This window comes from Streptomyces sp. 6N223 (assembly GCF_052246635.1).
Taxonomy (GTDB): Bacteria; Actinomycetota; Actinomycetes; order Streptomycetales; family Streptomycetaceae; genus Streptomyces.
Window position 1 is genome coordinate 1 of sequence record NZ_JBQQCA010000051.1, and the last position, 21,830, is coordinate 21,830.

Sequence of the window (21,830 nt, forward strand, 5' to 3'; positions counted from 1 at the left end):
CCCCTTCACCCTGCACCTCACCGGCGGCGCGACGCGCGCCGTCGCCGCCCGCGCCGTCATCCTCTGCCCGGGCGGGTACGACCGCCACCTCCCCATCCCCGGCTGGACACTCCCCGGCGTCATGGCCGCCGGCGGCGTGCAGGCCCTGCTCAAGGGTCATCACACGCTGGCCGGGCGGCGCGTCGTCGTCGCCGGGACGGGGCCGTTCCTGCTGCCGGTGGCGGCCGGACTCGCCGCCGCCGGGGTCCGCGTGGCGGCCGTCTGCGAGGCGGGCAACCCGGCCCGCTGGCTGCGGCATCCGCTGGCCGCGTCGGCCGCGCCCGGCAAGGCGCTGGAGGCCGCCGGGTACGCCGCCTCGCTGCTGCGCCACCGCGTTCCCTACCTGCCCCGCACCGTCGTCGCCCGCGTTCACGGCACCGCCGAGGCCACCGGCGTCACCCTCGCGCGCGTGGACGCCTCGGGCCGCGTCCTCCCGAGGGGACAGCGGCGGGTGGCGGCGGATCTGGTCGCGCTGGGCTGGGGGTTCACGCCCTCCCTCGAACTGGTGCTGGCCGTCGGCGCCGCCACGCGGCTGGGCGCGGACGGCTCGCTCGTCGCCGCCGTGGACCGGGCCCGGCGTTCCAGCGTGCCCGGCGTCTACGTCGCGGGCGAGGCGACGGGCGTCGGCGGCGCCGCCAAGGCGGTGGCCGAGGGCGAACTGGCCGGGCTCGCCGCCGCCGTGGATCAGGGGCGGGCGCCGTCCCCGGCCGGGCGCCGCCGGGCGCGGCGGCTGGCCGAGCGCGTCGCCCGCGCCGAGGCGTTCGCCACGGCCATGCACCGCGCCCACCCGGTGCCGGAGCGGTGGAGCGAGTGGCTCACTCCCGACACCGTGCTGTGCCGGTGCGAGGAGGTCCGGGTGGGCGAGGTGGACGCGGCCCGCGAAGGGCTGGGCGCCGCGGACCCGCGGACCGCGAAGCTGCTGGCGCGGCCGGGCATGGGCCTGTGCCAGGGCCGGATCTGCGGCTTCGCCACGGCCGCGCTGCTGGCCGCCCGCGAGGGCGGCCGAGCGGTGCGGCGCGAGGATCTGCACCCCCTCGCGCAACGCCCGCTCGCGGTCCCCGTGCCCCTGGCCGAGCTGGCGGAGCTCGGCGGGCACGCGGACCTCAAGGGTCCCCCTCGGGACGTCGGTTGATCAGATCAGTTCACAGATCAGTTCACAGATCAGTTCACGGACCAGGCCAGCTCGTGTTCCCCGCCGCTCATCATCCAGGTGATCTCGGAGGGCTCGGTGCCCTCCGGGATCAGCACGGTCGTGCACTGCTCGACCGTGTCGCCGACCGCGATGTCCATCGCGTCCGTGGTGCCGTCCGGGCAGCCGCCCGGGATCGTGTTGCCGAAGAGGATCGCCGGGGCGCCGAACGAGCCGTCGGCGTTGACGGTCGAGGCGCCGTAGGCCGGGTCGCTGGACTCCAGCGTCGCGCCGCTGAGGTTGGTGACCGTCATGTAGATGTGGGCCGGCCTCATGCCCTCGATCTGGTCGGGCTCGAAGACGCCCTCCAGGTCCGCGTGTTCGCCGATGTCGACCTGGTCGGTGGTGAGCTCGATGACCGCCTGGGCCTCGCCCTCCTCGAAGGGGACGGGGTCGCTGGTGTCGCCGAGCGCGTACTCGTACGTGCCGGGCTCCACGGGCTGGACGTCGCCGCCCCCCGCCTGTTCGGCCGGTGCCTCCTCCTCTGCCGCGGTCTCCTCTTCCTCCGGCGGAGGCGCCTCCTCGGTCTGCTCGGTGGCGTCGCCGAGGTCGGTGTCCGCCGGTTCCCCCTCGTCGTCCGAGGTGCAGGCGCTGAGCGCCAGGGCGGCCAGGACCGCCGCGGCCGGGACGAGGGCCCGCAGGCGGGCGGGCCTCCGTTGGGACGGGTACACGTGCATCTCCCCGTTCGGGTAGTGGTGTCGAACGGGTCCAGCAGTAACAAGGGCGACGCGCCTTGCGTAAGGAAAACCCGAGGTCACGGCGCAAAGACGCCACTCATGTCCGTGCTGTGCTCACCGTGAAGAGGCCCACCTCCTCGTGCTCGCTGACGACCTCGGGGAAGCCCGCCAGCCGGGCCCACTGCTCAGTCTCCGCCACCGGCCGGCACGTCATCCGCCACAGGTCGCCGTTCCGGTTGGGCAGCACGTTCGCGATGAACTCCAGCTGCGGGTGGCGGGTCTGCGTGGTGAAGACCAACGCCCCGCCCGGCGCCAGCAGCCCGCGCAGCCTCGCCATCGAGGCGCGGATCGTCTCGTCGTCCAGCAGCAGCTCGTACAGCCCGGAGACGACGATGACGTCCGGGGCCTCGCCCGCTTCCCCCGCTTCGCCCGGCTCGGGTGGCTTGGGGTCGAGGGCGTCGCCGCGCTCGTAGCGGATGTTGGCCAGCCCGCGCTGCCGCGCCAGGGCCCGGCCCTGCGCCAGCCCCATCACCGCCAGGTCGCGGCAGACCACGGACACCCGGTCGGCCGGGTAGCCGTCCAGCAGGTCGAGCAGGTAACGCCCGGGGCCCGCCGCCACGTCCAGGATCCGCACGGTGCGGCCCGGACGGCGGTCGATCTCCGCGCGCAGCGTGCGCCGCAGCAGCGCGCCGCGCGCCCGGATCGCGCGCCAGCCGACGGCGTTGAGGTACACGCGGTCGATCAGCCGCCCGACGCCGAGCAGGCCGCGCGAGCGATTGACGTACACGTAGTCAAGCATCGAGCCACTGTCGAAGCCGTGCCGGTAGCCGATGCGTATCCCCTCGCTGGTGCGCCCCACGGTGCCCAGCAGCCCCCGCATCAACGCCCACCCGAGCGCGCTCGTCCTCTTTCCCTTGTCTCCCTTGTCTCCCTTGTTTCCCTGGTTTCCTTGCTTTCCCTTGTCGTCCTTTCCCCTGCCGTTTCCCTTGTCGTTTCTCTTGCCGTTCTTTGTCCCGTTGCCCGTCGTCGCGGTGCTGTTCATGGGTCCCCGCCCTCTCGTTCGCTTCTTCCGCTTGTGCCTGTCGTTCTGCCAGGCGGCACACCTCCCGGTACGCCGCCGCCGGGTCGCGCGTCGGCTCCCCGAAGCGGACCGTGACCGCCGCCCGCCGCAGCCGCCCGTGGGCGGGCAGCAGGCGGTCGGTCCCCACCAGCCCGGCGGGCACGAGCGGCACGTCGGCCAGCTCGGCCAGCCGGGTCGCGCCGGAGCGGAACCGGCCCACCGTGCCGTCGCGCGAGCGCGTTCCCTCCGGGAAGACCACCACCGTGTGACCGGCCGCCAGCAGCCGGGCAGCCGCCGCCAGATCCGTAAAGCCCCGGCCGCCCTCGCTGCCCCTGCGCACCGGGAAGCCCGCCGCCAGTCCGCGGCAGACGGCTGCCCGCAGCGGACGGCCGAACCAGTAGTCGGCCGCGGCGGCCACCAGCGGGCGGCGCCGGGCCGGGAGGGCGGCCAGCAGCGCGGCGGTGTCGGCGTGCGAGGCGTGGTTGGCCACCACCACGCACGGCCCGCCGGGCACCGGGCCCTCCACCCGCAGCCCGCCGGTGGCGCGCAGCACGCGCCTCCACAACGCCCTGCGCGCCAATGCGCCCAACAGCCCTGTCACGACGCGACCACCGCCACGGCCAGCGCCACCAGCAGCGAGTCGATGCGGTCCAGCAGCCCGCCGAAGCCCGGCAGCCAGCCGCCCGCGTCCTTCACCCCGGCGCCGCGCTTGAGCATCGACTCCAGCAGGTCGCCCAGCGGGGCGCCCACGGCGACGGCCAGCGCCAGCTCCGGCGTCGCCGCGCCGCACAGCCACAGCACGGCAACGCCGCCCGCCGCGCCGCCGGCCACGCCGCCCCAGCGCTTGGCGGGGCTCAGCGGCGACAGCGACGGGCCGCGCAGCCACCGCCCGCCGCACCAGGCGCAGACGTCGGCGGCGGCGATGGCGGCGCACAGCGGCAGCGCGTCGTCGCCCAGCAGCACCAGGCCCGTCAGCGGCAGCAGCCACACCACCCCGAACACCGCGCCGCGCGCCCGGTCCGCGCCCGCGACGTCGTCCCCGGCGAGCACCGGCACCAGCGCGGCGGCGATGAGGACCACGAACAGCAGCCGCGTGACGTGGCCCGGCGCCAGCCAGGCCGCCAGCGGCAACGCCGTCACCGCCCCGCCCATCACCGCGATCTCGACCGCCCGCAGCCGCGCCAGCCCGCCGTACTCGGCCGCCGCCACCACCCCGGCCCCGGCCGCCAGCAGCGCCGCTCCCGGCGCGCCCAGCGCCAGCGACCCGCCGACCACGGGCACGATGACCAGCCAGCTCAGCCAGCGTTCCCGCAACTCCCGCCGCCCGGAACGCCACACCGCCATGCCGCTCACCGCGAACGCCGACCCCACCAGTGCCAGCGCGCCCATCACGGCGTCCCCAGCGCCCGCCACACCCGGGCCAGCCGCAGCCCGGCCGTCGCCGCCGACCCGGCCGCCAGCAGCGCCAGCACCGGAACGGCCCACCCCGTGAAGGCGATGACCACCAGACCCAGGCACCGCTCGGTCTTGCCCACCGGTCCGCCCTGCACGCGCGGCGCCCCGGCCGCCGCCCCCGCCAGCGCCACCCAGGAGGGCAGCGTGGCGGCGAGCGCCGCCAGGGCGACCAGCCGGGCGTCGGCCAGCGCCAGGCACCCGGCGAACGCCGCGAGTTCGGCCGCGCGGTCGCTCACCTCGTTGAGGACCGCGCCGCGCCGCGTCGTGCGGCCGGTCTCGCGCGCCAGCGCCCCGTCCAGGTTGGCGCAGGCCAGCCGGGCCGCCAGCAGCGCGGCCACCACCAGCCCGGCGAACGCCCCCGGCCCCGGCAGCCAGGCGAGCGCCGCCCCGGCCGCCGCCCCCGCCGCGATCCCCGTCGCGCTCACCGCATCCGGCGAGGTCCGGCGCCGCGCCAGCCACCCCAGCGCGCCGGCCAGCCGGCCGGCGTACCAGGGCTTGAGCGCGTACAGCCCCAGCCCTTGCCCCATCTGCCCGTTCATGGCCCCCACGGTCCCGTCCCGCGCCCGGCCCGGGTATCCGCGAAGGTACTCAACTCCTCAGGACGCCGCCTGAGTACGCGGTAACGTGCCCACGCGGGCCCGGGTAGCCTCCCGGCACCATGGGGACAAACACGGGGCCACACACGGGGACAAACACGGGGATAAACACGGGGATAAAGCTGCCCGCCGTGCCGCCGTACCCGCCCGACGCAGAGGCGGCCCTGGCCTCCGGCGATCGGTTCGAACGCCACATCCGCCCCGTGGACCTGCTCGCCTCACGCAGGCGCGCGCTGGACAACGGGGTCCGCAACGACCTGGCGCTGCGCCGCCTGGTGTGGCGCGCGGTGCAACTGGCGGCGGGCGGCCTCGCGTTCCTCGCCGGGCTCGCCGCCTGGGACGAGTGGCGCACCTGGGGCGGGGAGTGGGAGGCCGGCCGGGTGGCCGCCCTGCTGGTGGCGGGCGCGCTCGCCGCGGGGCTGGCGGTCGCCGTGCAGGCGCTGGCGTTCCGGCGCGGGCGCGGCGACCTGCGCGGGCGGCTGCGCGCCTGGGCGTGGCTGGGCGAACACCCCGACCTGCGGCCGCTGCTGCTGGCCGGGCGGCGGATGATCATGGACCCCGAGCACCCGCACCATCAGCCGCTGCAGATCGCCGAGCGGAAGTTCCGTCCCCGCGGCAGGCCGGTGCGGCGCGCGCTGTACTTCCTCGCCGGGCTGCTCCAGGCGCCGCTAGGGGCGTTCGTGCTGGTCACCGCCTCCGCGTACTACGACCCGGGCCGCGACGAGAACGACGTCACGCCGCTCGTGCTCGCCATCCTGCTGGCGGGGTCCGGCGCCGTGCTGCTGGCCGCCGGCGTGCTGTGCGTGCGCAAAGCGGTGCCGCCGCGCGGCTTCAGCCCCCGCGGCGATCCGCCGGCGCTCGGCTGGAAACCGCTGTCGGCGTGGGCCGTTCGCGTCGGCCCGCTGGACGCCGCCGTGGTCCTCGTCCTCGCCGCAGCGACCGTTTCGGGCGCCACCCGGCTGCTGGGCGAGGCCGCGTGGTGGGCGGCGATGCCGGTGGCGCTCGGCCTGCTGGTCGTCGTGGTGCGCGCGGGCGCGCGCTGGTGGTACCCGGCCGGGGCGTGCGCGGCGGCCGTCGGGATGTTCATCGCGGGCGCGGGCTACGCCCAGCAGCAGGCGCTGCACGAGCGCGGCGAGTGGCGGCGCGGCATCGTCAGCGCCCGGCTCGACGACTGGCGGGCGGGCGTGCGGTGCGAGGTGGCCGACGCGGACACCGGCGGGACCATCGGCGAGGTGTGGGGCTGCGACGGCCTCCGCGCTGGGCAGCGCGTCCGCGTCCTGGCCGACCCCCGGGGCGAGGTCACGCCGAGCCTGCTGCCGCCCACGCCCCACCTCCACCGGGAGGCGTTCGCCGGCTCGGCGCTGGCGTTCACCGCGTTTCTGACGATCGGCACGCTGACGCGGTGGCGGGCGGGGGCCGGGAGTGGAAGCGAGGGTGTTGCACTGGCGTGACAGTCTCGTCGTTGTAGGCCCGCAGAAGTGGCTGATACGGTTCCAAAGGCTTGTCGGAGTAATCAGATCACTTCTTTCCGCAGGCTTTTCCTGTCGGTAGCGGGGTTGGTGTTTGGCGTCATGAAGACTGAGGACCGGGTATCTGCGGCTGCGAAGCGGCCGGTTGCGGTCGGGCCGATGGCGGGGGACCGGCTGCCCACGCCGCCCAGGGAGCGCAAGCCCGCACTCGCCGCCCTCGCCGCGCTGCTGGTCCTCGTCGGCGCCCTCGGCGCCACCCTGCTCGTGCTGCGCGCGGGCGAGCGCATCGAGGCCATCAAGATCACCGAAGAGGTCCCGGCCGGCCAGCCCATCCCCGATGATGCGATCGAGTCCGTCATGGTCGCCGACAACACCGGCGTGGCGTACGTCGAGTGGAGCCAGCGCGACCAGCTCGACGACTTCCGGGCCGCGACCGACCTCGTCGAGGGTTCCGTGCTCGTCGGCAAGATGCTCACCACGGACGCGGGCATCCCGGAGGGCCAGGCGCTCGTCGGCGTCAACCTCCAGCCCGGCCACTACCCGCCCGGCCTGGAGGTCGGCGACACCGTGGACGTCCTGCTGGTCGGGGACGCGGCCACCGAGGAGGAGCCGGAGGGCACGGTGCCCGAGCCGGTGCTCGTCTCCGGGGCGCGGGTGACGGAGATCTTCGGCGAGGACGACGAGGTGGACGGCAACAGCGCGCTGGCGCTGCAGCTCCGCGTCGACGTGGACGCGGTCCCGAGCCTCGCCAGGGCCGCCGCCGAGGACGCCGTCTCGGTGGCCGAGGTCGCCCGCGAGGAATCGAACTAGAGGAACCAGAGGAATCGGACGAGCGGATCGGTGATCGACGGTGATCGACCATGAACATCGACGAACGACGAATATCCGACTGAACCGTACGCAGGCGTGAACAGGACATCGCAGGGCTCACAGAGTTCGCAGGGTTGAGGGGCAGAAAGCTGATGGCGCTGATCGCACTGGCAGCGGACAAGGGCGCACCTGGGGTCACCACCACAGCCGTCGCCCTCGCCGCGCTGTGGCCGCGTCGCGCGCTGCTCGCCGAGGCCGACCCGGCGGGCGGCGACCTGGTCTACCGATCCGTCGGGGCCAACGGCCGTCCCCTCGACCCCAGCACCGGCATACTCTCGCTCGCCGCCACCGCGCGCCGCGGCATCGCCGCCGAGCAGCTGTGGGACCACGCCCAGCGGCTCTCCGGCGGCCTCGACGTCATCGTCGGCCTGGCCGCCTCCGAGCAGGCCGCGGGCCTGACGGGCCAGTGGAACGCCCTGGGCCGGGCGTTCGCCGAGCTCGCCCAGTCCCCGCACCAGGAGGCCGCCGCCGACGTGCTCGCCGACCTCGGCCGCCTCGACGCGCACTCGCCCGCCAACGCCCTGCTGCCGCACGCCGCGCTGCTGCTGCTGGTCACCCGCACCCAGCCCGAGAACATCGCCCACGTCCGCGACCGCGCCGCCGCCCTCCACGCCAAGCTGCACGGCCCGCAGCGCGGCGCCGCGCCCCTCGCGCAGCCGCAGATCGGCGTCGTGCTCATCGCCGACCCGCAGCAGGGCGGCAAGCTCGCCTCGCAGCTCAACGAGATGCTGATCGCCGCCCAGTCCGGCGCCCGCGTCGTCGGCCTCATCGCGGAGGACACCGCCGGCGCCGAGCAGTTGGCCGGCCGCCGCCGCGGGCGGCTGGACAAGTCGCTGCTGGTGCGCTCCGCCCGCCAGCTCGTCGTCGACGTCCACCAGACCTACCGCGCCGAGCTCAACCCCTCCGCCGGCGGGCACACCGGCGAGCACCGCGTGCAGCCGCCCGCCCCCCAGCAGGCGCAGGCCGCCCAGCAGCAGGCCGCCACCCCGCCGCCCGCCCCGGCCGGGTACGCCCAGCAGGGTCAGGGCTACGGCCAGCCCGCCTACGGCCAGCAGGGCTACCAGCCGCAGGGCCAGCAGCAGGGCCAGCAGCAGGGCCAGGGCCAGGGTTACGGCTATCCGGGACCGCAGCAGCAGGGCTACGGGCAGCCCGGCCAGCAGCAGCCCCAGCAGCCCCAGACCGGCACGCCCGGAGCGCCGCGATGAACGGAGCGCGCGCGGCTGCCGGGCCGCAGAGGACGACGATGAGCACACCGTGCCGCGCGGCCGGCCGTGACGCCGCCCGCCGCCGCCGACAGGGCCTCGGCGACCGGAGGTCGCCGTGAGCGAGGTCAACCACCAGCTCGTCAAGCGGTTCCGCCAGGAGGCGGGCGACCGCCTCGCCGAACAGCGCCGCATCGACCAGGCCAGCGGCGTACGCCCCATGTCGTCCGAGGACGAGCGCCAGTACGCCCGCGCCGTGATCGCCGGCGTGCTGGAGGAGTACGTCCGCGAGGAGATCGCCGCCGGCCGCGCCCCCCTCGACGCGCAGTCCGAGGAGGGGTACGCCTCGGCCGTGCACGCCGCGCTCTTCGGCGTCGGCCGCCTCCAGCCGCTGCTGGACGACCCCGAGGTCGAGAACATCGACATCAACGGCTACGACCAGGTCTTCATCGGCTACGCCAACGGCCGCGAGACGCGCGGCGAGCCCGTCGCCGAGAGCGACGAGGAGCTGATCGAGCTGATCCAGATCCTCGGCGCCTACTCCGGCCTGTCCTCCCGGCCCTTCGACTCCGCCAACCCGCAGCTCGACCTGCGGCTGCCGGACGGCTCACGCCTCTCGGCCGTCATGGACGTGACCAAGCGCCCGGCGCTGTCCATCCGCCGCGCCCGCCTCGGCAAGGTCTTCCTCGCCGACCTCGTCGGCAACGGCACCCTCACCCCCGAGATCGGCAGCTTTCTCACCGCCGCCGTCCGCGCCCGCAAGAACATCATGATCGCGGGATCGACCAACGCAGGAAAGACGACGCTGCTGCGCGCCCTGGCCAACGAGATCCCGGCCGAGGAACGGCTCATCACCGTCGAGCGCGCGCTGGAGCTGGGCCTGGACCAGTTCCCCGAGCTCCACCCCAACGTGGTGGCGTTCGAGGAGCGGCTGCCCAACTCCGAGGGCCAGGGCGCCATCTCCATGGCCGAGCTGGTGCGCCGCTCGCTGCGCATGAACCCCTCCCGCGTCATCGTCGGCGAGGTGCTCGGCGACGAGATCGTCACCATGCTCAACGCCATGAGCCAGGGCAACGACGGCTCGCTCTCCACCATCCACGCCAACAGCTCGCAGGAAGTCTTCAACCGCATCTCCACCTACGCCCTCCAGGCGCAGGAGCGGCTGCCGATCGAGGCCAGCCAGATGCTGATCGCCGGCGCCGTGAACTACGTCGTCTTCATCGAGCGGCGCAACACCTACCACCAGGGCGGCGGGCTGCGGCGTTTCGTCAGCTCCATCCGGGAGGTCAACGGCGTGGACGGCCGCGTCCTGTCCAGCGAGGTCTTCTCCGAGGGCCCCGACGGCGTGATGCGCGCCAACGCCGCGCTCAGCAACGCCGAGGAGCTCGCGGCGTACGGCTACCGAGGGGTCTGGGGGTGACCTGAGTCCATGCCCGTATCGTCCGGCCTGTTCTCGCTGGAGACGCTCTACGCGCTGCTGTGCGGCACGGCCGTCGGCGGCGGCCTGGCGCTGCTGATCGCCGCGATCCGCGGCCTGCCGCCCAAGACCGCCGAGGAGCGCGCCCGGGCGCAGCGCCGCTCCGCCGAGCTGGCGGCGTTCCTCGGCAGGCGCGGCACCTACGCCGGCGTCGCCGCGATCCTGGTGCTGCTGCTGACCCGCTGGCCGGTGGCCGCCGCCGCGTCCGCGCTGCTGGCGTTCACCTGGAACCAGCTCTTCGGCGGCGCGGCCGAGGAGCGCCTCAGCATCCGGCGCATCGAGGCGCTGGCCGGCTGGACGGAGTCGCTGCGCGACACCATCGCCGGCGCGGTCGGCCTTGAGCAGGCCATCCCCGCCTCCGCGCGCGCCGCCGCGCCCGCGCTGCGCGAGCCGCTGAACAACCTGGTGGACCGGCTGCGTTCCCGCACCCCGATGCCGGACGCGCTCCAGGAGTTCGCCGACGAGCTCAACGACTCCTCCGCGGACCTCATCATTGCCGCCCTCATCCTCAACGCCCGGCTGCGCGGCCCCGGCCTGCGCGAGGTGCTGGGCGCGCTGGCCAAGTCGGCCCGCGAGGAGGTCGACATGCGCCAGCGCGTCTTCGCCCAGCGCGCCTCCACCCGGCGGAGCGTGCAGATCGTGGTCGCGGTCAGCGTGGCGTTCCCGCTGGGCCTGGCCATCTTCAACCCCGGCTTCGTCAAGCCCTACGGCGACCCGCTGGGGCAGGCCGTGCTGGCCGTCGTGGCCGCGCTCTTCGGCCTCGGCTTCTGGTGGATGCGGCAGCTGGCCAAGATCGAGGTCCCCGAGCGCTTCATGTCCCGGCCGGAGCCGGTGGCGGTGCTGCGGCCCCGCGAGCCCGGCTCGGAGGGGGCCGTGCAGGAGACGCCGCCCGGGCTGCGCGAGGGCACGCGGAACCGCCCGGGGCACGCGGCGCGTGAAATGCCGCAGGAGGAGACGCGAACCGGGTGGCAGCCCCGGGGAGCCGGAGAGAGAGGAGGGCGCGGCCGATGAGTTCGGACATCACGCTCGCGGTCCTGGCCGGCGCCGCCGTCGGCCTCGGCCTGTACGCGCTGATCCGGGCGCTGGTGCCCACCCACCGCAGCCCCGTCTCCACGGTCGCCCGCATCGACGCGCTGCGGATGCGCGGCGGCGCGGGCCCCATCTACGCCCCCAACCCGTCCCGCACGTCGGAGCAGGCCAAGCAGAAGAGCCGCTACGACGAGCTCCAGGCGCGGATCGGGGAGCGGGTCGCGGACATCTACCTGCAGCGCGGATGGGAGTTGCGCTCGCTGCGGGCCGACCTGGCGCTGCTGGACCGCAGCTGGGAGGGATTCCTGGCGCAGAAGGTGGTGCTGGCCGGGGCAGGGCTGTTCTTCGGTCCGTTCGTCTTCAGCGCCGCCGCGGTGATCGGCTTCGGCTTCAGCCCGGTGATCCCGGTCTGGGTGGCTCTCGCCTTCGCCGCGGGCTTCTTCTTCCTGCCCGACCTGGAGGTGCGGCGCGACGCCAAGGAGAAGCGGCGCGACTTCCGCCGCGTGGTGGGCGCGTACCTGGACCTGGTGGCGATGAGCCTGGCGGGCGGGCGCGGCCTGCCCGAGGCGCTGAAGGCCGCCGCCGAGGTCAGCGACGGCTGGGCGCTGCGGCGCATCCAGACCTCGCTGGCCGACGCCCGCATCACCGGCCTCACCCAGTGGCAGGCGCTCGGGCGCCTCGGCGACGAGGTCGGGGTGGAGGAGCTGAAGGACCTGTCGGTGTCGCTGGCGCTCGTCGCCGACGACGGCGCCAAGGTGCGCGCCTCGCTCTCCGCGCGCGCCGAGACCATGCGGCACCGCGAACTCGCGGAGATCGAAGGAGGTGCGGGGGAGAAATCGCAGTCCATGCTGATCGCGCAGCTGCTGCTGTGCGTGGGATTTCTGATCTTCTTGATCTTCCCGGCCGGAATGCGCGTCTTCGACGGCGCCGCCTGACCTGACGGCCGACACCTAGAGCTGGAGAGGAAGTACAGACATGATGCGGGGATTTCGCCATCCGGCGACGGATTTCCTGATCACCTTCGTGCGTGGGCGGGTCGAGCGCGCCCGGGCCCAGGAGGATCGCGGCGCGTCCGCCATCGAGTGGGTCGTGATCGCGGCCGTGGTGGTGACCGTGGTCGCCGCCGTCGGCTACGTCATCTCGCAGGCGCTGAACGACCGGGCCGAGGACGTCAGCAACTGCATCGAGGGCACCGACGGGACCGCCGAGAACTGCTGATGAGCGGGAGACGGGGGAGGCGGCTGTCGCGTTTCGTGCGCCGCCGGTTGGCCCACGGGGCCGACCGGGGCGCGGCGGTGGCGCGCTCCGATCGCGGCGCCACCGCGATCGAGTTCGTCTTCCTCACGCCCGTGCTGTTCTTCATGATCTTCGGGGCGGTGCAGTTCGCAATGTACTCCTTCGCCGAGACCGTGGCCAAGGCCGCCGCCCAGGCCGGGGCGAGGACGGCCCGCGCCGAGGCGTACAACAACGACAACTGGGTGCCCCTGTCGGAGGAGACGGCGCACGACTACCTCGACGAGCTGGGGCGCGGCCTCTTCGACGAGGAGCCCGAGGTCGTCGCCACGGACACCGCGCCGTTCACGGTCCAGGTCACGGTCCAGGCCGACGTGCCGTCGATCCTGCCGTGGATCGATCTGACCGTGACCGCCACCTCCGAGGGGCCGATGGAGCGCTTCACGCCGGACTTCGGGCAGTGAGGGGAGTCATGCGCGTACGGGGGCGAACGGGGAGCTCGGCACGTGGCGACCGCGGCCTGTCGACCGTCGAGGTCGTCTTCATCGCCCCGCTGATCATGCTCTTCATCCTCGTGCTGGTCTCCTTCGGCCAGACGGTCTCGGGCCGCAGCGCGGTCTACGGCGCGGCCCGCGACGCCGCCCGCGCCGGCTCGCTGGAGCGCAGCGCGGGCGCGGCCATGGCGGCGGCGCGGGAGGCGGTGACCGACCAGCTCGACGACGTGTGCGTCGGCGGCACGGTGGAGGTGGACGGGTCGGGGTTCGCGCTGGGAGGGCTGTTCACCGTCGTGGTCTCCTGCGAGGTGCGCGGGCTCGACCTGATGGGCATCGGCCTGGAGACGAGGATGGAGGGCACGTCCAGCTCGCCCATCGATCCCTACCGGAGGATCGAATGAGGCGACGCCGGGGGTTGACGACCAGGCTGCGGGCGCTGACCGCGCTGCCCGCGCTGCGGCGGCTGCGGAACGACCGGGGCTCGGGTGCCATCGCCGTGGTGCTGTTCGCGCTCGTCGTGCTGGCGCTGGCGGCGTTCGTGGTGGACAGCGGCATGGCCATCTCGCAGCGCGAGCGGGCCATGGACTACGCCGAGCAGGCGGCCCGTTACGCGGCGCAGGACATCGACGTGGAGGCGCTGCGCGAGGAAGGGCCGCCCGCGCCCATCAACTTCGGCAACTGCGAGCAGAACATCGCCGAGTACGCTAATGAGATCGGGCTGTCGGACGCCGACGTCCAGGCGTCCTACTGCATCTCCGGGGAAACACAGGCCAACCAGGTCACGGTGCGGATCAGGGTCACCTACACCCCCATCTTCACCGGCATGCTCTACGACGGTCCGCTGGAGGTCTGGGGCGAGGCCACGGCCGAGGCGCAGACTGGTTAACCGACCCTACGACGAACAACGCGACGACGATTCGGCAGCGAACGGGAGCAGGAGCACACGTCATGGCCGGCACCACCCCCACAAACCGCGGGAACCGCACGCCCGTGAACGTCAGGGTCGGGCGTAGCTTCGGCGACGTGATGAAGGCCATGTTCGCCTTCATCGCCCTCGTGCTGCTCGTCGCCGGCGTGCCGTTCTCCCTCGCCTACTTCATCGGCTGGCCGCTGCCGGAGGAGATGCCCGCGGCCGACGCGCTCACCGAGGAGATCAGCACCGACGCGTTCCTGAAGTTCATGGGCGTGCTGGTGTGGCTGGCCTGGGCGCAGTTCACCGCCTGCGTGCTGGTGGAGGTGCGGGCGGCGGTCAGCGGCGTCGGCATCCCGCGCCGCGTGCCGGGCGCCGGGCCCAGCCAGATGCTGGCGCGGCAGCTCGTGAGCGCCCTGCTGCTGCTCAGCTCCGCCGCCGCGTCCCTCACGCCGGCGCTCAACAGCATGCCGACGTTCTTCGAGAACCAGGGCGGCAACGCCCCGGTCGCCGAGGCGCAGCAGACGCCCGGCGGGGACCGGGCGACCGACGCGGGCGGGCGCGTGGTGGGCCCCGGCGGCGTCACCCAGGCCGAGCCCGCCGTCGCCATCCCCGACGAGGGCGGCGGCGACCACGCCGAGTCGCCCACGAAGTACTACCGCATCCAGCCGCCGGAGGGCCGCCACCACGACACGCTGTGGGGCATCGCCGAGCGCCACCTCGGGGACGGGCTGCGCTACAAGGAGATCTACCAGCTCAACAAGGACCGGGTGCAGCCGGACGGCTCCCGCCTCACCGAGGCGAGCCTCATCCGGCCCGGCTGGATCCTGGAGATGCCCGCCGACGCCCACGGCGGCGAACTCGTCGAGGCCCCCTACGAGCTGGAGGAGATCAGCGAGGACGAGGCCGAGCAGATCTCGGACTACGCCAAGAGCGGCGACACCGAGTGGCCCGACCCGGACGAGCAGCCGGACCAGCCCGACGAGCCGGACGAGCAGCCGGACGACACCGACGCCGAGCGCTCCGAGCTGGTCTACCCGCCGGACAACCCGCCGGACGGCGGCACCGACGGCTCCGGCGAGGCCTACGACACGGAGGAGCGCGAGGAGTCCGGCGGAGAAGGGGAAGCGGCGGAGGAAGCCGAGGAGTCGGAGGAGGAGTTCGGGCTGCCGGAGGCGCTGATGTCCGCGCCGCTGCTGGCCGCCGGCCTGCTGCTGGCGTTGGGCCGCACCCGCCGCAACACGCTGTGGCAGTCGGCCGCCGGCGTGATGCGCCGCAGCGTCGGCGACGGCCTCACGCCGAGAACGCCCTCGGCGTTCAACGCCCGCGACGCGCTGCTGGTCGGCGCCGACCCGGAGGCGGTGAAGTTCCTCGACCGCGCGCTGCGCCAGCTCTCCGCCGCGCTGGCCGCGGCGGGCCGCGTGCTGCCCAGCGTCTACGCCGCCTGGCTGAGCGAGCAGGAGCTGCACCTCCAGCTCTCGGCACCGGCCGGCACGCCGCCCGCGCCCTGGCAGATGGGCCAGGGCGACACGTACTGGATGATCGACCGCTCCCACCTGCCGCCGCCGCCCGTCGAGGGCGAGGGGCCCGACGCCGAGGCGCCCTACCCCGGCCTGGTCAGCCTCGGCAAGCGGGACGAGCTGCGGCTGCTGCTCAACCTGGAGGCCGTCCCCGGCCTGGTCTCCGTCACCGGCAACGCCGCCGACCGCGAGGCCGTGCTGACCTCCATCGCCGCCGAGCTGGCCACCAGCGGCTGGTCCGACCGCATGACGGTGTCCCTCGTCGGCTTCGGCGCCGACCTGACCGCGCTGGCCCCGACCCGGGTCCGGCACCTGGAGGACGTCAACGGGCTGCTGGAGGTGATGGAGACCGAGTCGAACCTGCGCCGGGGCGCGCTGCGCACCACCGGGCAGGACTCGATCCTCACCGGCCGCACCGGCCCCGCCCGGCAGCAGCAGTGGGCGCCGCACCTGGTCATCATCGGCGTGCCGCCCACCGGCGAGCAGGCCGAGCGGCTCGCCGCGCTGGCGTCCGTCTCCGCGCCGCTGGGCATCGGATACCTCGTCACCGCCGAGCGCACCGACCTCCCCGGCACGGCCTGGGAGTTCGAGGTGACGCCCGACGGCGTGCTGCGCGAGCCGGTGATGGGCCTGGAACTGGTCGCGCAGATGCTGCCCGGCGCCCACCGGTCCGCCGTGGTCGAGCTGTTCACCGAGCTGACCCGCGAACCCGCCACCGGCGGCGGCGCGCCGTCGGACCCGCGCGCGGCCGGGCTGGCGTTCCTGGTCGACCTCAGCGAGCGCGGCAAGCCCGAGGTGTACGCCCAGCTGATGGGCGGGTACGAGCTGACCGGCCTGCCCGACCCGGAGCCGGAGCGTGCCGCGCAGCTCCGCGAGGCGCTGGCCATGCTGATGCTCCACCGCGAGGGCGTGCACCCCCGGGTGCTGGCCTCGGCGCTGTGGCCGCGCGGCGTCTCCGACGACGTGCGGGACGCGTTCATCGACCGGCTGCGGCAGTGGCTGGGCCAGGGCGCGGACGGCATCACGCGGCTGCTGCTCACCCCGGACGGGAGGCTGACGCTGGGTCAGCGCGTCGTCTCCGACTGGGACGTGCTGCGCACCCTCCACTACCTTGCGGTGGCGCGCGCCTCCGACACCCCGGCCGACCAGCGTAAGCGGCAGCTCGCCGACGCGCTGAGCCTGGCGCGGGGCGCGCTGCTGGACGGGCAGCGCGGCGACGGCCGCTACGGCTGGCTGGAGCACGAGATCGTCGATGCCCAGTACCCGCTGCTGGTCGCCGACATCGCGCTCACGCTCGCGGCGGAGCAGCTGCGTTCGGGCGAGGCGGAGCAGGCGTACACGGCGGTGCGGACCGCGCTGGCGGCGGCGCCGATGGACGAGCGCCTGTGGAACGAACTGCTGCGGGCGGCGCACGCGACCGGCCGCCAGGAGTGGCTGACGGGCGCGGCGGAGTGGCTGGTCGCCCACCACGCGCAGCTCTTCGGAGCGGGGCAGGCGCTGCCCGCGCAGACGGAGGCGCTGCTCGACGAACTGCTGCCGACCTGGCGCGAGCGCGTCCCGACCTGACGGCTGACGACGGCGCTCACCCCCGGGCAGGGTGCCGGGGTGTGGGCGGCAAAGGTGAGGTCCGGGGGCGGTGCCTCCGGGTCAGCGCACCTCCGCCAGGAACTGCGTGGCGGCCAGCTCGGCGTACAGCGGGTTCGCGCCGACGAGTTCGGCGTGCGTGCCGACGGACTGCACGCGCCCGGCGTCCATCACCACGATCCGGTCGGCGGAGGTCACGGTGGACAGCCGGTGCGCGACCACCAGCACCGTGGTGTCGCGCGACACCTCGGCCACCGTGTCGCGCAGCGCCACCTCGTTGACCGCGTCGAGCTGCGAGGTCGCCTCGTCGAGCAGCAGCAGCCGGGGGCGGCGCAGCAGCGCGCGGGCGATCGCCACCCGCTGCCGCTCGCCGCCCGACAGCTTGGTGCCGCGGTGGCCCACCACCGTCTCCAGGCCCTCCGGCAGCCGCGCCACCAGTGAGGTCAGGCGGGTGGTGCGCAGCGCCTCGGCCAGCGCGTCCTCGTCGGCGTCGGGCGCGCCGAAGAGGAGGTTGTCGCGCAGCGTGCCCGACAGCACGGGCGCGTCCTGCTCCACGTAGCCGATGGCGGCGCGGAGTTCGGCGAGGTCCCAGTCGCCGACCTCGCGGCCGTCGAGCAGCACGCGGCCCGAGTCGGGGTCGTAGAACCGCTCGATCAGCGAGAAGACGGTGGTCTTGCCCGCGCCCGAGGGGCCGACGAACGCCGTCATGCCGCGCGGCGGCACCGCGAAGCTCACGCCGTCGTGCACGTACGACAGGTCCGGCGCGTACCGGAAGCGCACGTCGTCGAAGACGACGGAGGCGGGCGCGGCGGCAGGCGCCCCCGCGTACGCCACCCCGCGTGCGACGGGCTCGGCCGGCATCCGCTGCACCTGGAGGATGCGCCCGATCGCCGCCGCCCCCACCTGGTACTGCGCCACCGCGCCCACCACCTGCTGGATCGGCGACATCAGGTAGAAGATGTAGAGCAGGAACGCCACCAGCGTGCCGACCTCGATGGCGCCGGTGGCCACCCGCGCGCCGCCGACCGCCAGCACGGTGATGAACGCCGCCTGCATCGACAGCCCCGCCGTGTTCCCCGCCAGTGCCTGCCACTTGGCGGCGCTCAGGCTCTGCCGCCACGACTCGTGCGCGGCGGCGTGCACCGCCGCCTCCTCCCGCTCCTCCGCGCCGGACGCCTTGACCGTGCGCATCGCGCCCAGCACCCGCTCCAGGGCCGCGCCCATCTGGCCCATCGACTTCTGGGCGCGGCGGCTGGCCCGGTTGATGGGCGGGACGATCAGGCCGATGACGACGCCCGCGACGGCTATCACGCCCAGCGTGACACCCAGCAGCACGGGGTCGACCAGGGCCATCGCCACCAGGGTCGCGACCAGGGTGAGCCCGCCGGTGCCCAGGCCCACCAGCGAGTCGGTGGTCATGGCCCGCAGCAGCGTGGTGTCGGAGGTGGCGCGGGAGAGCAGGTCGCCCGGCTCGCTGGCGTCCATCGCCGAGATCCGCAGCCGCAGCATGGCGGAGGTCAGGGTGCGGCGGGCGGTCAGCACCACGGACTCGGCGGTGCGCTGGAGCACGTACGAGCCGAGCGCGCCGATGCCGGCGTTGGCCGCCACCAGCAGGGACATGAGGATCAGCGCCGAGCCGATGGGGCGGTCCTCGGCGAGGTCGCTGATCAGGCGCTGCGCGACGAGGGGCAGCGCTATCCCGGTGGCGCCGGTGGCGAGCGAGAGGAGCGCGCCGGCGGCCAGCGCCCTCCGGTGCGGCCGGACGTACCCCAGAAGCACGCGCCAGGCGCGCGGCTCTTTCTCAGCGCCGTCTGCGCCGCTCAACGCGCCGTCTGTGTCCTCGGCGTTCCCGGCCTCCATCGGCTCACTCGTGCCGACCGTGTCCACTCGGACGCCCCTTTCCAGGTGTTTTCGCGCCATTGGCGACGCTTGTGCGGCGGTCTCGTGTCGATGTGTGGGACGCGCCGTACGGACGTGTAGTTGAGCGCACATACGTCCGGATCGGGCCGCCTTGCGTCGGGTGAGCCCCGGCTGCTTGACTTCGCCTCGGCCACTCGCGGGAGGCGGAACGCTTCCTTCCGCACCGCCGGTTCGCCGTACGCGGCCGGCCCAGCCGAGGCGGCCACGGGACGAGCCCGCGTCCCGGACACCCAACGTCCCCCCGTCAAGGGCCCGTTCTACACACCTTTCGTTACTCAGTGGAGTGGGAACGATGCAGATAGCGCCAGTGCTGGTCGCGAGCCTGGCGGCGGGGTGTGCTCTTGCCGCGCTGCTGATGGTCGTCTGGCCCTGGCAGCGCCGCCGGGCCGCCGTCCGGCGCCGGGCGGAGACCGCCCGCGCCGAGTCGGTGGCGCTGCGGAAGAGGCTGGCCGAGGCGGAACGACGGGAGCGCATGCTGACGGAGGAGATCCGGCACCTGGCCACCACCCGGCTGCCCGCCCTCGCCAGGGCGTTGCGCCACGCGCACGTGCGGGTGCCGGGCCCGCGTCACCAGCGGCTCGCCGACTCCGACGCCGGCCGTGCCCTGGCCTCGGTGCTGACCTCGGCGTCGGCGGCGTTGATGAGCGAACGCCGCCGCGTGGACGGCGCGGCCCAGGCCGCCATGCGCGGGGCCACGACCAAGCTGCAGACGATGTGCTATCAGATGCAGACGACCGTCGACGAGATGCTGCACAAGTACGACGACCCGGAGCTCGCCGAGCAGCTGACGGGCCTGGACTACCTCAACGAGCAGATCCTGCGCCGCCTCCAGGTCACGCGCGTCGTCTGCGGGGCGGGCGCCGGGCTGGTGCGCACCAAGTCGCCGCTGCGGGGCCTGGTGCTGGGCGCCAGCTCCCGCATCCCCAGCTACGAGCGGGTGCAGATCGTCGACCACCTCCCCGATCCGGTCGCGGTCGTCGACCGCGCCGCCGAGCCGGTGGCGATCGTGATCGCCGAACTCCTGGCGAACGCCGTCCACCACTCGCACGGCACGCTGCCGGTCGAGGTCAGCCTCCACCAGGCGCACAACGGCGCGGTCGTCGTCATCAACGACGCCGGGATCGGCATGAACGCCGAGGAGTTCGGCAAGGCGCGGCGGATGCTGGCCGGCACGGAAGAGGTGTTCCTCGCCGAGCTGGGCGACCCGCCGCGCTCGGGCTTCGCGGCGGTGGGGCGGCTCTGCCGCCAGTACGGCCTGTCGGTCTCGCTCGAACCCTCCCACTACGCGGGCGTCAAGGCGGTCGTCTTCGTCCCGGCCGAGCTGCTGACCACGCTCGACCAGGACGAGCAACCTCCCATCCCCGCGGGCGCTCCGGCGCCCGTGCGTCCGTCGCCGGCCCCGGCCACATCGCCGCTGGGGCTGGCCGCCCCGGCCGTCGAGCCGCCGGCGCCACCGGGGCCCGCGGCCGCCGGCGATCCGGCGAGCCCCGCTGGTCCCGCTGGTCCCGCTGGTCCCGGCGGAGCCGCCCGCCCGGCCGGATCTGCCAGTCCGAACCGCCGTCCAGAGCCGGCCGACGCTGACGGCCCTTCCGCTTCTCGCACGGGTCTCGGGGGCGAAGCTGACGGAGCGTCGGGGCCGGCCACCGATGGTCCCGTCGGCCCCACCGGCGTTGGCGGCCGTGCCGGTTCGCCTGGTTTGCCCGGCTCCCTCAGCCCCAGTGGGCTGTCCGGCCCTGACGGTCCGGGCCGCGTCGGGGCGTCGGGCGGTCTCGCGGTTCCGGTCGACCCCGTCACCCCGAACGGCCTGGCCGACTCGGGCGGCGTCCCCGCACCGGCCGGGCCGGGGCGCGGCGGGCCGGGTTGCCTCGCCGGGCCGGTCGACCCCGCTGCTGTGAGCGGAATCCTCGGCGTGGCCGGGCCCGCCGCGCCCGCAGGGCCGCGTGGGCTCGATGGCGTCGAGGGACCCGCGGGGTCGGCCATGGCCGGGCGGGGGGACGCCGCGGGCGGGCTGCCGCCGCCGTTGCCGCAGCGGCGGCACCGGCGGACGGTGCGTGCCTCCCCCGAAGGGGAGCCCGGTGCCGCGCTGCCGTGCGACCCCGCGGAGGCGGCCGCCCGCATGGGCGCGCTCCAGCGCGGCACCGCGCGCGGGCGCGCCGCCGCCCGCGACAACCCGGCCGCTCACGACGAACAGGACGACTCCGCAGACCCCGCAAAGGACAGCCGATGAACGCCCGCGCCCCCCTGCCCGTCCCCGTCGCCAGGCCCAAGGCCGACCTCTCCTTCGTCCTGAATCCCATCCTGGAGATCCCCGAGGTGCAGCACGCCATGGTGATCACCGCCGACGGCTTCTTCGAGGCCCACTCGGGGCTCGACCACGACAGCGCGGAGAAGCTCTCGGCGGTGCTCGCCTCCCTCCTCGCCTCCGGCAGGGGCACCAGCCACACCTACTTCGGCGGCCGCTCCCTGCTGCGGCAGGTCATGGTCGAGACCCACGACGGCTACGTCTTCGTCATCCCCGCCGCCGAGGGCACCTACCTCGCCGTCTTCACCGGCTCCGGCGTCGCCATGGACAACGTCTGCTACGAGATGCAGAAACAGGTCCAGACGCTCGGCAAGGCCATGGTCAGCCCACCCCGCAGAGACATCCGCCGGACGGCGGCGCCCACACCCGCACCCCGACCCGCGGGGGACGGATACCCGGCATGAACCGGCGGCTGATTCCGCCCTACGTCTGGACCGGTGGCCGCACCCGCCCGAGCCGCAACGTGCTGGACCGGCTCACCGTGCTGCGCGCCGCCACCGACCGCGTGCCCTCCGGCGTCTCCCCGGCCGGGCAGCGCGTGCTGGAGATCCTCCGCGCCGGCGCCCTGCCGCTGGCCGAGGTGGCCGCCCACCTCTCCCTCCCCGTCAGCTTCGTCAAGGTCCTCGCCAGCGACCTGTTCGACGAGGGGTTGCTGATCGTGCGCGCCCCGACCCCCGTCGAGGGCGACCAGCGCCCCGACCCCCAGCTCCTGGAAAGGGTGATCCGTGGACTCCGTGCCCTCCAGTAGTGCCGGTGCCAGTCCCGGTGACAGCGCAGATGCCGGCGCCGGCGCCAGTGCCGGCA

Annotated in this window: 21 protein-coding genes; 15 read left to right on the plus strand and 6 right to left on the minus strand. The window is 74.5% G+C overall.

The annotated features are described in order from the left end of the window. Positions 1-1,171 (plus strand): FAD-dependent oxidoreductase (locus ACTWQH_RS25500; protein WP_443289081.1); only part of this gene is annotated, 1,171 nt, incomplete at its 5' end. Positions 1,172-1,200: 29 nt separating this feature from the next. Here the strand turns inward: ACTWQH_RS25500 and ACTWQH_RS25505 are convergent. The 5 genes from ACTWQH_RS25505 to ACTWQH_RS25525 form a co-directional block, all read right to left on the minus strand. Then, positions 1,201-1,899, minus strand: a complete 699-nt coding sequence (locus tag ACTWQH_RS25505; protein WP_443289082.1) for a hypothetical protein — start codon at positions 1,897-1,899, stop codon at positions 1,201-1,203. Between the two features lie 103 nt (positions 1,900-2,002). Beyond that, complete coding sequence (locus ACTWQH_RS25510) at positions 2,003-2,785, minus strand: class I SAM-dependent methyltransferase family protein (RefSeq protein WP_443289083.1); 783 nt, start codon at positions 2,783-2,785, stop codon at positions 2,003-2,005. Next, complete coding sequence (locus ACTWQH_RS25515) at positions 2,697-3,518, minus strand: 1-acyl-sn-glycerol-3-phosphate acyltransferase (RefSeq protein WP_443289084.1); 822 nt, start codon at positions 3,516-3,518, stop codon at positions 2,697-2,699. The genes ACTWQH_RS25510 and ACTWQH_RS25515 overlap by 89 nt, the downstream gene beginning before the upstream one ends. A gap of 44 nt (positions 3,519-3,562) precedes the next feature. After that, positions 3,563-4,354, minus strand: a complete 792-nt coding sequence (locus ACTWQH_RS25520; protein WP_443289085.1) for a phosphatidate cytidylyltransferase — start codon at positions 4,352-4,354, stop codon at positions 3,563-3,565. Continuing rightward, entirely contained in the window at positions 4,354-4,959 is a 606-nt protein-coding gene (locus ACTWQH_RS25525; protein WP_443289086.1) for a CDP-alcohol phosphatidyltransferase family protein, read from the minus strand. Before ACTWQH_RS25525 ends, ACTWQH_RS25520 begins: the two co-directional genes overlap by 1 nt. A gap of 188 nt (positions 4,960-5,147) precedes the next feature. Here ACTWQH_RS25525 and ACTWQH_RS25530 point away from each other — a divergent pair, with 188 nt between their 5' ends. The 11 genes from ACTWQH_RS25530 (at position 5,148) to ACTWQH_RS25580 (ending at position 16,786) form a co-directional block, all read left to right on the plus strand. Next, on the plus strand, positions 5,148-6,467 hold the full coding sequence (locus ACTWQH_RS25530) for a hypothetical protein (protein WP_443289087.1): 1,320 nt from the start codon (positions 5,148-5,150) through the stop codon (positions 6,465-6,467). Between the two features lie 177 nt (positions 6,468-6,644). Further along, positions 6,645-7,295: a hypothetical protein gene (locus ACTWQH_RS25535; RefSeq protein ID WP_443289088.1), complete on the plus strand. Its 651-nt coding sequence runs from the start codon at positions 6,645-6,647 to the stop codon at positions 7,293-7,295. Between the two features lie 152 nt (positions 7,296-7,447). Next, positions 7,448-8,560 carry a hypothetical protein gene (locus ACTWQH_RS25540; protein WP_443289089.1) on the plus strand — a complete coding sequence of 371 codons (1,113 nt, stop codon included), beginning with the start codon at positions 7,448-7,450 and terminating at the stop codon, positions 8,558-8,560. Positions 8,561-8,675: 115 nt separating this feature from the next. Next, entirely contained in the window at positions 8,676-9,977 is a 1,302-nt protein-coding gene (locus ACTWQH_RS25545; protein WP_443289090.1) for a CpaF family protein, read from the plus strand. Positions 9,978-9,986: 9 nt separating this feature from the next. Next, positions 9,987-11,045: a type II secretion system F family protein gene (locus ACTWQH_RS25550; RefSeq protein WP_443289091.1), complete on the plus strand. Its 1,059-nt coding sequence runs from the start codon at positions 9,987-9,989 to the stop codon at positions 11,043-11,045. Further along, complete coding sequence (locus tag ACTWQH_RS25555) at positions 11,042-11,998, plus strand: type II secretion system F family protein (RefSeq protein ID WP_443289092.1); 957 nt, start codon at positions 11,042-11,044, stop codon at positions 11,996-11,998. The genes ACTWQH_RS25550 and ACTWQH_RS25555 overlap by 4 nt, the downstream gene beginning before the upstream one ends. 40 nt (positions 11,999-12,038) lie before the next feature. Then, complete coding sequence (locus tag ACTWQH_RS25560; RefSeq protein ID WP_443289093.1) at positions 12,039-12,281, plus strand: hypothetical protein; 243 nt, start codon at positions 12,039-12,041, stop codon at positions 12,279-12,281. Beyond that, complete coding sequence (locus ACTWQH_RS25565; protein ID WP_443289094.1) at positions 12,281-12,760, plus strand: TadE/TadG family type IV pilus assembly protein; 480 nt, start codon at positions 12,281-12,283, stop codon at positions 12,758-12,760. Before ACTWQH_RS25560 ends, ACTWQH_RS25565 begins: the two co-directional genes overlap by 1 nt. A gap of 8 nt (positions 12,761-12,768) precedes the next feature. Continuing rightward, positions 12,769-13,191 carry a TadE/TadG family type IV pilus assembly protein gene (locus ACTWQH_RS25570; protein WP_443289095.1) on the plus strand — a complete coding sequence of 141 codons (423 nt, stop codon included), beginning with the start codon at positions 12,769-12,771 and terminating at the stop codon, positions 13,189-13,191. Next, positions 13,188-13,676, plus strand: coding sequence for a TadE/TadG family type IV pilus assembly protein (locus tag ACTWQH_RS25575; protein ID WP_443289096.1), 489 nt, complete (start codon positions 13,188-13,190; stop codon positions 13,674-13,676). The genes ACTWQH_RS25570 and ACTWQH_RS25575 overlap by 4 nt, the downstream gene beginning before the upstream one ends. A gap of 62 nt (positions 13,677-13,738) precedes the next feature. Then, positions 13,739-16,786: a BTAD domain-containing putative transcriptional regulator gene (locus ACTWQH_RS25580; protein ID WP_443289097.1), complete on the plus strand. Its 3,048-nt coding sequence runs from the start codon at positions 13,739-13,741 to the stop codon at positions 16,784-16,786. Positions 16,787-16,867: 81 nt separating this feature from the next. On the opposite strand, the gene ACTWQH_RS25585 is transcribed toward ACTWQH_RS25580, so the two are convergent. Next, the gene (locus ACTWQH_RS25585; protein WP_443289129.1) at positions 16,868-18,664 is read right to left on the minus strand and encodes an ABC transporter ATP-binding protein; all 1,797 of its coding nucleotides are present in this window, start codon (positions 18,662-18,664) and stop codon (positions 16,868-16,870) included. Positions 18,665-19,016: 352 nt separating this feature from the next. Between ACTWQH_RS25585 and ACTWQH_RS25590 the strand changes: the two genes are divergently transcribed. Genes ACTWQH_RS25590 through ACTWQH_RS25600 form a run of 3 tightly spaced genes read left to right on the plus strand, consistent with a single transcriptional unit; the run spans position 19,017 to position 21,774 of the window. Further along, complete coding sequence (locus tag ACTWQH_RS25590) at positions 19,017-20,951, plus strand: hypothetical protein (protein WP_443289098.1); 1,935 nt, start codon at positions 19,017-19,019, stop codon at positions 20,949-20,951. After that, positions 20,948-21,430 (plus strand): roadblock/LC7 domain-containing protein, encoded by a 483-nt coding sequence (locus ACTWQH_RS25595; protein WP_443289099.1) that lies wholly within the window; start codon positions 20,948-20,950, stop codon positions 21,428-21,430. Before ACTWQH_RS25590 ends, ACTWQH_RS25595 begins: the two co-directional genes overlap by 4 nt. Then, the gene (locus tag ACTWQH_RS25600) at positions 21,427-21,774 is read left to right on the plus strand and encodes a DUF742 domain-containing protein (RefSeq protein ID WP_443289100.1); all 348 of its coding nucleotides are present in this window, start codon (positions 21,427-21,429) and stop codon (positions 21,772-21,774) included. Before ACTWQH_RS25595 ends, ACTWQH_RS25600 begins: the two co-directional genes overlap by 4 nt. The last annotated feature ends 56 nt before the right edge of the window (positions 21,775-21,830 follow it).

Coding starts and splice junctions, on each gene's coding strand:
- ACTWQH_RS25575 (WP_443289096.1), top strand. CDS start 13,188: ATGAGGCGACGCCGGGGGTTGACGACCAGGCTGCGGGCGCTGACCGCG.
- ACTWQH_RS25540 (WP_443289089.1), top strand. CDS start 7,448: ATGGCGCTGATCGCACTGGCAGCGGACAAGGGCGCACCTGGGGTCACC.
- ACTWQH_RS25565 (WP_443289094.1), top strand. CDS start 12,281: ATGAGCGGGAGACGGGGGAGGCGGCTGTCGCGTTTCGTGCGCCGCCGG.
- ACTWQH_RS25595 (WP_443289099.1), top strand. CDS start 20,948: ATGAACGCCCGCGCCCCCCTGCCCGTCCCCGTCGCCAGGCCCAAGGCC.
- ACTWQH_RS25535 (WP_443289088.1), top strand. CDS start 6,645: ATGGCGGGGGACCGGCTGCCCACGCCGCCCAGGGAGCGCAAGCCCGCA.
- ACTWQH_RS25585 (WP_443289129.1), bottom strand. CDS start 18,664: ATGGAGGCCGGGAACGCCGAGGACACAGACGGCGCGTTGAGCGGCGCA.
- ACTWQH_RS25580 (WP_443289097.1), top strand. CDS start 13,739: ATGGCCGGCACCACCCCCACAAACCGCGGGAACCGCACGCCCGTGAAC.
- ACTWQH_RS25560 (WP_443289093.1), top strand. CDS start 12,039: ATGATGCGGGGATTTCGCCATCCGGCGACGGATTTCCTGATCACCTTC.
- ACTWQH_RS25555 (WP_443289092.1), top strand. CDS start 11,042: ATGAGTTCGGACATCACGCTCGCGGTCCTGGCCGGCGCCGCCGTCGGC.
- ACTWQH_RS25525 (WP_443289086.1), bottom strand. CDS start 4,959: ATGAACGGGCAGATGGGGCAAGGGCTGGGGCTGTACGCGCTCAAGCCC.
- ACTWQH_RS25590 (WP_443289098.1), top strand. CDS start 19,017: ATGCAGATAGCGCCAGTGCTGGTCGCGAGCCTGGCGGCGGGGTGTGCT.
- ACTWQH_RS25570 (WP_443289095.1), top strand. CDS start 12,769: ATGCGCGTACGGGGGCGAACGGGGAGCTCGGCACGTGGCGACCGCGGC.
- ACTWQH_RS25520 (WP_443289085.1), bottom strand. CDS start 4,354: ATGGGCGCGCTGGCACTGGTGGGGTCGGCGTTCGCGGTGAGCGGCATG.
- ACTWQH_RS25510 (WP_443289083.1), bottom strand. CDS start 2,785: ATGCGGGGGCTGCTGGGCACCGTGGGGCGCACCAGCGAGGGGATACGC.
- ACTWQH_RS25600 (WP_443289100.1), top strand. CDS start 21,427: ATGAACCGGCGGCTGATTCCGCCCTACGTCTGGACCGGTGGCCGCACC.
- ACTWQH_RS25550 (WP_443289091.1), top strand. CDS start 9,987: ATGCCCGTATCGTCCGGCCTGTTCTCGCTGGAGACGCTCTACGCGCTG.